Below are 11,933 nucleotides of genomic sequence, written 5' to 3' on the forward strand. Positions count from 1 at the left end.
AACTCGTTTCCTTTACCGGAGGCGCCGGACACATGGCGCCTTGCCGCGACGGCCAGGCGGCGCCCGGCCGGTCAGATGTCCCTTTTGCCGTGCAACCTCGGGACGCCGGCCCCGGGCGCGCGCATGTCTTCGGTGCGGATGTCCGCGCGGACCGGCTGTGGCGAACCGACAAGCGGCATCAGCAGAAAGGGCATCAGGCCGACAACCGCATAGATCATCAGCGATTGCATTGCCCCGAACTCGGCGCAGAACGCCGCGATGCCGCAGGCGCCGCCGAAGAGGATGGAGAGCGTTGCGAGGCCTATAATCATGACCGGGTTACTCCTTTGCTCTGAAGGGCAGGGCGCGCGGATTGCGCGGCATGCGGCCCGGGTTTGGCGTGCCCGGCCCGGCTGCGGCGGGGAAACATGACCGCTTGCCGTGGGCCGTGCCGTGTTGTCCGGGTGATCTTGGGCACCGCGCCTCTGCTCCCTTGGTGAATGAACTTGTCCTGAGGGAGCATAGGCGACGAAATAGTCCCGGTGCGCAGCGCCAAGGTCTAGCGACCCGGCGCAGATGGCGACACGACTATACGAAGGTGCAGGTCGGGCTGGCCCGAGGCAGAGGGTCGCCCGGATTTCAGGCCGCCCGAGGGGCGGCACCCGGCCCTTTGCCGCCGGCGCGCGGCCGGGGGCGGCGGTGCGCGGGAATCGCCTGGGCGGTGATCCGTCGGTCACCCGTCGGGGTGATGGCAGGCCACGTCACGCCCGTCCGGCCGCCGCCGGAGCGGCGGCACGTCGCGGCTGCAAAGCGCGGTGGCGATCGGGCACCTGGGATGGAACGGACAGCCTGCGGGTGGCGTGATCGGGTTGGGCATCTCCACCGAGGTCTTGCCGGTGCGGCTGCGGCTGCGGCGCGACAGCAGCCGCGGGGCGGCGCCCAGGAGCATCCGTGTATACGGATGCGCCGGCCGGTCATACAGCTGCTCGGTCGGGGCAAGCTCGACGATGCGTCCGAGATACATCACCGCGACGCGATCCGAGATATAGCGCACCACCTGAAGGTCATGGGCCACGAACAGCGTTGTGAGGCCCAGCTCTTTCTGCAAGTCGCGCAGCAGGTTCACGATCTGCGCCTGGATCGAGAGGTCGAGGGCGGATACCGCCTCGTCGCAGACCAGGAACCGCGGCGTCAGCGCCAGCGCCCGCGCGATCCCGATGCGCTGCCGCTGCCCCCCCGAGAACTGATGCGGATAGCGGTCGGCCATCGACCGGGGCAGGCCGACCCGGTCGAGCAATTCGTCAACCCGCGCATGGCGGGCGGCACGGTCCATGGTGCCGGCGATGACCATCGGTTCGGAAATGATCCGCCGGGCGGTCATGCGCGGGTTGAGCGAACCGAATGGATCCTGAAACACGATCTGCATCTGGCTGCGCAGCGCCTTCAGGTCGCGCCCCCGGAGCGCCGTCACGTCATGGCCGTCAAAGCGGATCTGCCCGGCGCTGGTGTCGAGCAACCGCAGCAGCATGCGGCTGACCGTGGTCTTGCCCGATCCGCTTTCGCCAACCAGCCCGAGGGTCTCGCCCGAGCGGATGTCAAAGCTGATGCCGTCCACCGCCCTGACATGGCCCGCGGCCCGGCCGAGCAGGCCGGACCTGATCGGGAAAAGCTTCTGAAGATCGCGGACCTCGATCAGCGGCGCATCCAGGGTGTCGCTCATGAGGCCACCTCGAGTTTGGTCATCTGGTCGAGCCTGAGACAGGCGGCGACATGCTGCGGCCCGATCGGCTGAAGCCCGGGCACCGATTGTGCGCATTGCGCTGCGGCATGGGGACAGCGCGAGGCAAAGCGGCAGCCCGGCGGAAATTGCAGCGGCGGCGGCACCTGGCCCTCGATCGTGGGCAGGCGGGAGGTGCCGGTTTCGAGCCCGATGGCGCAGGCGATCAGCCCCCGGGTGTAAGGATGCATCGCGGCCTCGAAGATCGTGTCGGCCGGCGCGATTTCCGCCACCCGCCCGGCGTACATCACCATCACCTGCTCGGCGAATTCCGCCACCAGCGGCAGATCGTGGCTGATCAGCATGACCGCGACGCCGGTTTCCTCCTGAAGCGCGGCCAGAAGGTCGATGATCTGTTCCTGAATGGTGGCGTCGAGCGCGGTGGTCGGCTCGTCGGCGATCAGCAGCCGGGGGCGGCAGGCCAGCGCCATGGCGATCATCACCCGCTGGCGCATGCCGCCTGACATCTGGTGCGGATAATCCGAGATCCGCCGCTCGGGCGCCGGAATGCCGACCTGGCGGAACAGCTCGATGGTGCGGTTGCGGGCCTCGCGCGCCGAGATCTTCTCGTGTTCTCGCAGCACCTCGGAGACCTGGCGGCCGGTGGTGAAGACCGGGTTCAGCGCCGTCGCCGGCTCCTGGAACACCAGCGAGATGTCGCGGCCCCGGATTTGGCGCATGCGCGCCGGGGGGGCCAGTTCCAGCGCCTCGCCCTGGAACCGGATCGAGCCCGACACAAGCTGCATGACATTGGGCAGCAGCCCCGTCAGCGCCAGGGCGATCATGCTCTTGCCGGAGCCGGATTCCCCCACCACCCCCAGCCGGCCACCGGGGTCGATGCGAAAGGAGATGCCGTCGACGATGTTGATCGAGCGGGCTCCGATCTTGAGGGCGATGGTCAGGTCGGAGACGTCGAGAAGGGGCTCGGCCATCGGTCAGGTTACCTTTTTCAGTCTGGGGTCGAGCAGATCGCGCAGACCGTCGCCCATGAGGTTCAGGGACAGCACGGTCAGAAAGATCGCGAGCCCGGGGAACAGGGTGATCCAGGAGGCGGAGTAGAGATAGGTTCTGCCGTCGGCGATGATATTGCCCCAGGTCGGCGCCGGCGGCGGCGGGCCGACCCCGATAAAGCTCAGCGCCGCCTCGGCGAGGACCGCATCGGCAAAGATGAAGGTCATCTGCACCACCACCGGCGCCATGGCATTGGGCAGCAGATGCAGGCCGATGATCCGCAACGGCCCGGCGCCGGAGGCGCGGGCGGCCTCGACGAACTGTTGTTGCGACAGCACCAGGATCGAGGCCCGTACGATGCGCGCGGTGCGCGGCGCATAGGCCACCCCGAGCGCCAGGATGACATTGGTGATCCCCGGCCCGAGCACGGCGGCAAGGGCGATGGCCATCAGCAGGGTGGGAAAGGCCTCGCCGGCATCCATCACCCGCATTATCGGGTTGTCGAGCCTGGGAAAATACCCCGCCGTGGCGCCGATCGCGATGCCCAGACCGGCCGAGATGGTGATCACCGCCAGCCCGATGCCCAGAGAGACATGGCCGCCGTGCAGGACACGCGACAGGATATCGCGGCCAAAGCTGTCGGTGCCGAAGGGATGCGCCAGCGAGGGGCCCTTGAACCGCTCCATCAGCGAGGTGTCCTCGGGGCCGTAGGGGGTGAGGAAGGGGCCGAGGGCGGCGGCCAGCACGATGAGGCCGAAGATGACGCCGCCGATCAGCAGCGGCAGATGGGCCGCCGACATCCGGGTTGTCAGCCGTGTCGAAAAGCTTCGGAAGGCAGTCAGGTCAGTCATAGCGCACCCGGGGGTCGAGCCAGGAATAGAGGATATCCACCAGCAGGTTGATGATGACGAAGGAAAAGGCGATGACGAGCATGCCCCCCTGAAGAACGGGGTAGTCGCGGCGCTGGATGCCATGCAGCATCAGCCGGCCGAGGCCGTTCAGGGAAAACACCGATTCCACGATGATCGCCCCGGCCATGGTCAGCGAGAAGGAAATGCCGATCACCGTCAGGATCGGGATCATCGCGTTCTTGAGCGCGTGCCGGCCGATGACATTTCCCTGCCCCAGCCCCTTGGCCCGCGCGGTGCGCACATAGTCCTGGCCCAGTTGTTCCAGCATCACCGAGCGGGAAAACCGCGAAATCTGGCCCATCGAGGCGGTGCCCAGCGTCAGCGCCGGCAACGCCATGGCCGACAGCCAGCCGGTGAACGACTCGGTCGGTGAGACATAGCCGCCCGGAGGGAACCAGCCGAGGCCGACGGCAAAGATCAGGATCGCGATCAGGCCGAACCAGAAGTTCGGCACTGAGACGCCGAACAGCGCGACCGTCATCGCCAGCGCGTCGATCCAGCTGCGGTGAAAGACCGCCGCCAGCACGCCCAGGGCCACCCCGAGGACGGTGGCGAAGATGATCGAGAGGCCGGCCAGCGACAGGGTGACCGGCAGCCGTTCGAGGATCGCCTCGGTCACCGGCCGGTTCAGGATGTAGGAATAGCCCAGGTCGCCCTGGGCCAGCCCGAAGATCCAATCCTGGAGCCGCAGCGGCCAGGGGCGGTCGAGGCCGAGCTGGCGGCGCACGAATTCGACCTCGTCATTCGAGGCATCGGGTCCGGCGATGATCGCGGCGGCATCGCCCGGCACCAGCTGGATCAGCACGAAGGCGGCAATGCTGACCAGCAGCAGCACCGGGATCGCGCTGAGCAAACGTTTGAGGATGTATCTGGACATGATTTTCAGCGCTCGTGTTCAAGGGAATCGGAAGGCTCCATCCCGGCATCGCGGTCCGCTATGAAGGCCCGGGCGGTCTCCATGATGAAGTGCAGCCCCGAGGGGATCTGCCGGTTCTTGCGCCAGACCATGCCGGTGGCGCGCATCCGGGCGACGCGCACCTCGGAGATGACGGCGAGCTGGCCGGTGCGCACCGCCTTGGCGTTGCGCGGCTGGAATCCCAGAAGATCGCTGTTGATCAGCGCCTGGGTGGCCAGTTCCCGCTGCGGGGTTTCCAGGATCACGTTGGGTTTGGGCAGGCCCCGGTTCTGCGCGGTGCTGGTCAGCCAGTTCCAGGTGAGATCGCTTTCGCTGCATTCGCCGACCACCCAGTCATAGCCCATCATCTCGTGAAAGCGGCAGGGTCGGTCGAGCCGGGCCAGCGGGTGGCCGGGGCGCGCCACGACACGCAACTGGCCATAGGTCAGGTTTTCCGAACACAGGTCGGGGCCGAGCGGCACGGTCATGGCGGTAAAGGCCAGATCGATCTGGCCGGACTTCAGCCGGGCCAGGATATCGGTGACCGAGCCGGTAAAGACGCTGATCCGCAGCCCGGGGCGCTGCCGGTGCATGCGCACGAAGATCTCGGGCAGCTGGTCGGAAACCCAGGTCTGGCCGGCGCCGATGCGGAAATGCCCGCTCTGGCCCTTGCGCATCGAGGTGGCCACGCTCTTGAGATCGCGGGTCTCGCGCTCGAGCACCGTGGCATATTCCAGGAACAGCCGGCCAAAGGGCGTCAGCGCCGCGCCCTGCGGCCCCCGGTCGAAGACCTTGAAGCCGAATTCATCCTCGATGCGCATGACGATCTTGCTCAGGGCCGATTGCCCCATGCCGAGCCGCTCTGCCGCTTTCGAGAACCGGCCCGTCTCGGCGATCTCGCGAACGATATGTGCGTGGCGTGTTTCCATGTCCTCCCCTCCGGCCCTGTGTGCATCAGGCGCCGGCTTGCCCGTCCAGAATGGCGACAAGGCCCGCCGGCACGCAACGCCTAAGCCTCGATGACATCATTCCGGATTGGAATGGTAAAGCTCGAAACTCCGCGTTGCGAGGAAAGGCAAAATGCCGGCTAATCGGCCCAAGCCTACAACAACGGGAGGACTTGAAATGAAATTCAGAGCAATGGCGGCCGCCGCGCTGGCCGCGACGCTTGGCCTGACGGCCCCCGCCTCGGCCCAGGATCCGGCCAAGGGCGGCGACCTTGTCGTCGCGATGGCCGTGACGCTTCCAAGTGTCGATCCGCATGCCTCGACCGGTGTGGCGACGCGGTATGTGTCGGCCCATATGTTCGAAGGCGTGGTCACGCGCGGCGAGACCGGCGACATCATTCCGCAACTGGCCGCCAGCTACGAGATGAGCGACGACGCCCGGACCTATACCTTCACCCTGCGCGACGGCGTGCGCTTTCACGACGGCAGCACGCTGGACGCCGGCGACGTTGTGGCCTCGTTGCAGCGCATGAAGGACGCCGGCGTCGACCAGGGTGTCATGGCGCTTGTCGAGAACCTGGAGGCGGTCGACGATCTGACCGTACGGGTCACCATGAGCGAGCCGCATCCGACCTTTCTCGACAGCCTGTCTTCGCCGCGGGTGATCGTCGGGATCATGCCCGAAGAGATCGCGGCGCTGCCCAAGGAAGAGTTCAAGCCGGTCGGCACCGGGCCGTTCGAATTCGTCGAATGGGTGCCCGACAGCCACATCAGGCTGGCCCGTTTCGAGGCGTACAGCCAGCAGGCCGAAGCCACGCCGCGCGACGGATTCGGCGGCAAACGCACGGTGTATGTGGATACCGTGACCTTCCGCACCGTGCCGGAAGCCGGGGCGCAGATCGCCGGGTTGCTGACCGGCGACTACCATATCGCCGACCAGGTTTCGCCGCAGGATGTGCCACGGCTCGAGGCCTCGGACGAGGTCAGCGCCGTCAAGGTGCTGCCGTGGTACATGGTTCACCAGACCTTCAATCTGACCAAGCCGCTGGGCGCGGACGAGAACTTCCGCAAGGCGGTGCAGGTCGGGCTCGACCTCGAGGTGCTGCTCGATTTCGCCACTGGCGGCAATTACGTGCTTGGCCACGGCTGGCAGTATGACGGTTTCCCCTATTACTCCGATGCCGGGATCGAGACCTACAATCTCGGCGATGTCGACAAGGCGAAAGAGCTGCTGGCGCAGAGCGCCTATGATGGCGAAGAGATCGAGATCCTGACGATCTCGGACGAGGCGGCGCTGCGGGATTATGCCATCGCGCTGGCCGATCAGCTCGGCAAGCTGGGCATCAAGACCCGCATCAACGCGCAGAACGCCGCCACCTGGTCGGCGCTGCGGGTCGAGCGCGAGAGCTGGACGATCATCATTGGCGGTTTCGGCATGGCTCCGTCGATCGGGCCGTTCGGAATGCTGCGCCACTTCTCCGGCGACGGGTCGCTTCAGGGCGTGACCTTTCCCGAAATCGAGGACGCCGCCCATCGCGTCAGAACCGGCCTGACCTTCGAGGAGCGCAAAAAGGCCTTCGAAGACTATCAGGCCGGGGTGTTGGGCAAGGCGATCTCGATCCGCGCCGGGGCGGCGGGCATCTTCATCGGCGTCCGTGACGAGGTGAAGAACTTCGAGCCGGGGCGGGTGATCCGCGCCTGGGACATCTGGCTCGCTCCCTGAGCCGGACCTTCGCCCCGCATCCGCCTCCTCGGATGCGGGGCGCGGGCCCCCAAGTCGCAAGGAAAATCCCCCAGGGTGCCGGCGGGCACCGGCACGGCGAAGGCCGACGCCGCAGCTGCGTCCGGCAGACGGAGACAGGACATGCACAAGCACCCCGACATACTTCTCATCCTCGCCAACAGGCACAGGCGCGACTACACCGGCGCCGGCGGGGGGCAGCTTGTCCATACGCCCCACATCGACCGGTTGGCGGCCGAGGGGGTCTGGTTCGACAAGGCCGCCACGATCTTTCCCGCCCCCGGTCCGTCGCGGATGTCGATCCTCAGAGGTCGCTATCCGGCCGCGGATGCCGCGCCGGTGACGCTGGCCGAAAGCCCGCTGGGCCGCTGTCTGGCCGCGGCCGGATACGCGCTGACCGAGATCACGCCCGCGCCGGGCCCCGAGGGGCTGCGCCGCACGGCGGAACGGGCCCGCGAGGCGTTGGCCGGCGGCACCGGGCCGCGCTTGACCCTGGTCACCCTTCCGGAACTGGACGGGGAAACCGACGATCTGCCGGCGGAGGTTCTGGATCTCTATCGCGGCAAGGGCATTCCGCTGGCCATGCACCACGCGGCGGTGACCGCCTGCGACCGCGCGGTCGGGCAGATCCTCGACGCGCTTGCGGCCACGGGCAGGGCCGGGACCACGGCGGTGATCTACAGTTCGGTGGTCGGCGATCAGTTCAAGTTTCGCGATGCCGTCAACCGGGGCGGCCATACCTGTTACGACGATTGCATCCGGGTGCCACTAGTGATCCGGGGGCCCGGCGGGCCGGCGGGGGTGCGGCTGGCGCAGATTGTCGGATTGCACGACCTGGCGCCCACCATCGCGGCGATGGCCGGGGCCGATCTGGCGGATGCCGATGGTGAGAGCCTTCTGCCGCTGATGGCCGGCCGGCCGACGGCCTGGCGCCGGGCGCTCTATATCCACAACCGCCACCTGCGCCACATCGCGGTGACCTTTGAGGCCGAGAAGGGCCGGGCCTATTACGGCACCTTTCCGTCCTGGGATCAGCGCGCCATCTGGACCGGGCGCCACAAGCTGATCCTGAGCTTCGACAAGGGCCGGCACAGCCTGTTCGACACCTGCATCGACCCGGAAGAGGAATTCGATCTGTTCGGCGCGCCGCACCGGCGCACGCCGATGGACGAGCTCACCAGGTTCAAGGACACCATGCCCTTGGTCCGGGAACTGGCGCAGGAGATGGCCGCGCTTGCCGAGGGGGTCGGCGACCGGGCGGGCGCGGATCTGGCGCGCGCGATCGCCCGCTCGGCCGATCCGCTGCACCGGCCGGCCGGCACACCGTTTCATCATCTTTGACAGGAGAGCCCCATGACAGACCAACCGAATATCCTCGTCCTGTTCAGCGATCAGCAGCGCGCCGACAGCCTGCCCAGCTATGGCAACAGCTTCGTCTCGGCGCCCTACCTTGACCGGATGGCGCGCGATGGTGCGCGGTTCAGCCAGTGCCGGACGGTATTTCCGGTCTGCACCCCGGCGCGGGCCTCGATGTGGACCGGCAAGTTCCCCCACAGCCACGGCATCGAGAAAAACGTCTATGGCGTGCCCGATCTGCTGGCCGACCGCGGGCTGACCGATCAGACCGTCTTTGCCCTGCTGCGCGGGGCGGGCTATCAATGCGGCTATTGGGGAAAATGGCATCTGGGCGAGGCCAACCCGGGGCCGTTCGACGAATGGCATGCGTTTAATTCCTGGGGCGGGCACTGGCAGGATCACCGCCAGCATTTCCAGGGCGGCACCTATATTCCCGACCGCGACACCGACGCGATGATCACCTGGCTGCGCGAACGCGAGACGACGCGCCCGTTCTGTTCGGTGATCTCCTGGTATCCGCCGCATGATCCGTTCTCCTGCCCGCTGGACACGATGGACCATTACCGGCGGATGGGTGTGCCGTGCCCGGGCTACTACGGTTCGGTCACCGCGCTCGACCGCTGTGTCGGCCGGATCATGGCGGCGCTGGAAGAGACCGGGCAGGCCGGGAACACCATCGTGTTCTACTACTCCGATCACGGCGAGACCTTTCGCGCCCGCGACGGGGTGACATCGAAATTCGTCTGCACCGAGGATTCCGTGCATGTGCCGTTTCTGATGCGGGGGCCGGGCATAGCCGACAATCTGGTCATCGACGAATTGATCGGCCTGCAAGACCTGATGCCGACGATGCTGGATATCGCCGGGGTGGCGGCGCCGGCGGACCTGCAAGGCCGCAGCCTGATGCCTCTGATCCGCGGCGAGGCGCCGGATTGGCGCGACATCGCCTATATCGAGAACGAGACCCACAACATCATGCGCGACAGCGATGCCGATCCGAGGGCGCGGCGGCGCCAGCGGGCGGTGTTCGACGGACGCCACAAGCTCATCCTCGAGGATGGGCAGGCCATCCTGTTCGATCTCGCCGTGGACCCCGAAGAGCGCATTGACGTCTCGGCCGCGAACCCCGCCGAGGTCGCGCGTCTGGCGGGCCGTCTCGGGGCCGAGGCGGCGCGGCTTGATGATCCGCTGGGATGCAAGTTGGCCGAAGCGGCGCTTGGCGGGCGGGCGGCGCTGGCGTCATGAGCCGGCACGCGCCCCGGCGGTTCTGACGGAGAAGACCCGGCGCCGGCCTGTCTCGGGGTGGCTGTCCGTCCGGTGTCAGGGATAGGTCGTCGAGCCGTCGGCGCGGGTTTCGACCCGGCGTTCCCAATGCAGGTAACCCGAGGTCTCCAGCGCCGTTTCGTCGATCTCGATGCCCCAGCCGGGGCGGTCCGGGCGCAGGCCCAGGTAGCCATCGACAGGCTCATAGGGATCGACCGCCCAGGGCGCATGATGCGGCGGGCGGTATTCCAGCAGGCGGAAATTCGTCTGGGCGGCGGCGAAATGCACGTTATGCGCCGTCGCCAGCGGGCCCATCGGATTATGCGGCATCACCGAGACGTAATGCGCATCGGCCAGATCGGCGATCCGGCGCATCTCGGTCAGCCCGCCGACGACGGCAATGTCGGGCTGGACGATATCGGCGCCCTGGGCGGCCAGCAGCGACAGGAACTCAAACCGGTTGTACAGGCATTCGCCGGTGGCAATCGGGATCGCCACCTTGGATTTCAGCGCGGTCCAGGCCGGGATATGCTCGGGCCGGATCGGCTCTTCGAGAAACAGCGGATCGTAAGGCGCCAGCGCCTGCGCCAGTTGCACCGCGCGGATCGGGTCGAAGATCATCGCATGGGCGTCGAAGGCAAATTCCAGATCTTCGGGCAGGGCCTCGCGGATCGCGCCGAACCAGTGTGCGGCGCTGGCACAGGTGACCCCCCATCGCCCGGCATGGGGGTTGCGCCGATAGGGCGACAGCTTGAAGGCGCGATAGCCTGCCGTGGCGCGCAACCGGGTGACGATATCGATGGTCTCGCCGACATCGGGCGCGGTATAGACACCGCAATAGACCTCGACCCGGTCACGCACGTTGCCGCCCAGAAGCCTGTAGACCGGCACGTCCAGGGCCTTGGCCGCGATGTCCCAGAGCGCGTGGTCGATGGCGGCAATCGCCGCCAGCCCGAGCGCGCCGGGCGGAAACCGGCAATGCTGAAGAAGCTTCTGGTTGAGATAGGTCACCCGCGTCGCATCCTCGCCCGCAAGCTGGTGCGCCAGCCAGTCGATGACCGGGGCAAGCGCAAGGTCGGGCCCGTGGTTGTAGGCCTCGCCCCAGCCGGTGAGCCCGTCCGTGGTGGTGATCGAGACCAGCAGGCGCGGGCGGTCATCGACCCGGGTCATGAAACAGCGGATTCGGTCGATCTTGGTCATTCTGTGCCTTCTCGGATCAGGGCGTTGGCCGCAAGGAAGCGCTCGAGCCGCCGGGCCTGCGACGGGGTCAGCGGCCAGGCCGAGGGCGGGCGCGTCGGGCCGCAGGCATGACCCTGCGCCAGAAGCGCGGCCTTGACGGCGGTGACATTCGTGCCGTTCAGCTCTTCGGCGCGGATATCCTCGAAAGCGCGCATTCCGTTGATCAGCGCCGAGGCGCGGGGATAATCGCCGACGGCCAGCGCGGCATGGATCGCGACCGAGCGTTCGGGCCAGACATTGATCAGCCCGGAGGTGAAACCGCGCGCGCCCACGGCATAGAGCGGCGGTGCCCAGACCTCGGCCAGACCGGCGACCCAGATGATGCCGGGATCGCAGGCGGCGATCGCGGCGGCAAGGTTCAGCGGGTTCGGCGTGGCCCATTTCGCGCCCCGCACGCCCGGTATGGCGCAGAGATCTGCGATCCGCGCCGTCCCCATAGCGTCGTTGCGAAGGTAGAGCACCAGCGGCAGCCCGTCGGCCGCATCGGCAATCGCGCGGATGTAATCAACCGTCCCGCGCGGGCTGACAAAGGGATCGGGCGGCTGGTGGATCATCAGCCCGCTGGCCCCGGCCTCGGCCGAGGCCCGGGCCAGGCGGCAGGCATCGGGCAGGCTGCGCCCGACGCCGGCCAGAAGCGGCGCGCGGTTTCCCACCAGATCGGCGACCGCGCGGACCATCGTGCAGGCCTCGTCACACGACAGGGCGGAGAACTCGCCGGTGTTGCCGTTGACCACCGGCAGGTGGACCCCGGCCGCAAGCGCCCGGTCCAGCAGTGGCGCAAGGCGCGCGGGCGCCACCGCGCCGGAGCTGTCGAAGGGGGTGACCAGAATGCCCGAAATGCCGGTCAGCGCGGCGGCGAGATCCAGTGTCATGG

At 67.5% G+C, this 11,933-nt stretch carries 11 protein-coding genes; 3 read left to right on the forward strand and 8 right to left on the reverse strand.

The genetic code is table 11. The features are described from left to right. Positions 1–71: 71 nt before the first annotated feature. The 6 genes from AC0J5K_RS20650 to AC0J5K_RS20675 all read right to left on the reverse strand — a co-directional run bounded on the left by AC0J5K_RS20650 (position 72) and on the right by AC0J5K_RS20675 (position 5,442). On the reverse strand, positions 72–311 hold the full coding sequence (locus tag AC0J5K_RS20650; RefSeq protein WP_074837676.1) for a hypothetical protein: 240 nt from the start codon (positions 309–311) through the stop codon (positions 72–74). A 401-nt stretch (positions 312–712) separates the two neighbouring features. Next, the gene (locus AC0J5K_RS20655) at positions 713–1,699 is read right to left on the reverse strand and encodes an ABC transporter ATP-binding protein (RefSeq protein WP_420398501.1); all 987 of its coding nucleotides are present in this window, start codon (positions 1,697–1,699) and stop codon (positions 713–715) included. Beyond that, positions 1,696–2,688, reverse strand: a complete 993-nt coding sequence (locus AC0J5K_RS20660) for an ABC transporter ATP-binding protein (RefSeq protein WP_074837677.1) — start codon at positions 2,686–2,688, stop codon at positions 1,696–1,698. Before AC0J5K_RS20660 ends, AC0J5K_RS20655 begins: the two co-directional genes overlap by 4 nt. Before the next feature lie 3 nt (positions 2,689–2,691). Further along, positions 2,692–3,558 carry an ABC transporter permease gene (locus tag AC0J5K_RS20665; protein WP_048535168.1) on the reverse strand — a complete coding sequence of 289 codons (867 nt, stop codon included), beginning with the start codon at positions 3,556–3,558 and terminating at the stop codon, positions 2,692–2,694. Next, a complete protein-coding gene (locus tag AC0J5K_RS20670) occupies positions 3,551–4,495 on the reverse strand; it encodes an ABC transporter permease (protein WP_074837678.1) in 945 nt (314 codons plus the stop codon). The genes AC0J5K_RS20665 and AC0J5K_RS20670 overlap by 8 nt, the downstream gene beginning before the upstream one ends. Before the next feature lie 5 nt (positions 4,496–4,500). Beyond that, the gene (locus AC0J5K_RS20675; RefSeq protein WP_048535173.1) at positions 4,501–5,442 is read right to left on the reverse strand and encodes a LysR family transcriptional regulator; all 942 of its coding nucleotides are present in this window, start codon (positions 5,440–5,442) and stop codon (positions 4,501–4,503) included. Between the two features lie 196 nt (positions 5,443–5,638). Between AC0J5K_RS20675 and AC0J5K_RS20680 the strand changes: the two genes are divergently transcribed. From AC0J5K_RS20680 to AC0J5K_RS20690, 3 genes are all read left to right on the forward strand, one after another. Beyond that, the gene (locus AC0J5K_RS20680; RefSeq protein ID WP_158499064.1) at positions 5,639–7,183 is read left to right on the forward strand and encodes an ABC transporter substrate-binding protein; all 1,545 of its coding nucleotides are present in this window, start codon (positions 5,639–5,641) and stop codon (positions 7,181–7,183) included. Positions 7,184–7,324: 141 nt separating this feature from the next. After that, positions 7,325–8,542, forward strand: coding sequence for a sulfatase family protein (locus AC0J5K_RS20685; RefSeq protein WP_420398502.1), 1,218 nt, complete (start codon positions 7,325–7,327; stop codon positions 8,540–8,542). 12 nt (positions 8,543–8,554) lie between these two features. Further along, complete coding sequence (locus AC0J5K_RS20690; protein ID WP_283643748.1) at positions 8,555–9,802, forward strand: sulfatase family protein; 1,248 nt, start codon at positions 8,555–8,557, stop codon at positions 9,800–9,802. A 75-nt stretch (positions 9,803–9,877) separates the two neighbouring features. Here AC0J5K_RS20690 and AC0J5K_RS20695 read toward each other — a convergent pair whose 3' ends face one another. Further along, positions 9,878–11,020: a mandelate racemase/muconate lactonizing enzyme family protein gene (locus AC0J5K_RS20695; protein ID WP_420398503.1), complete on the reverse strand. Its 1,143-nt coding sequence runs from the start codon at positions 11,018–11,020 to the stop codon at positions 9,878–9,880. Beyond that, positions 11,017–11,931: a dihydrodipicolinate synthase family protein gene (locus tag AC0J5K_RS20700; RefSeq protein WP_420398504.1), complete on the reverse strand. Its 915-nt coding sequence runs from the start codon at positions 11,929–11,931 to the stop codon at positions 11,017–11,019. The genes AC0J5K_RS20695 and AC0J5K_RS20700 overlap by 4 nt, the downstream gene beginning before the upstream one ends. Positions 11,932–11,933 lie beyond the last annotated feature (2 nt).

Source organism: Marinovum sp. E3 (assembly GCF_055755275.1).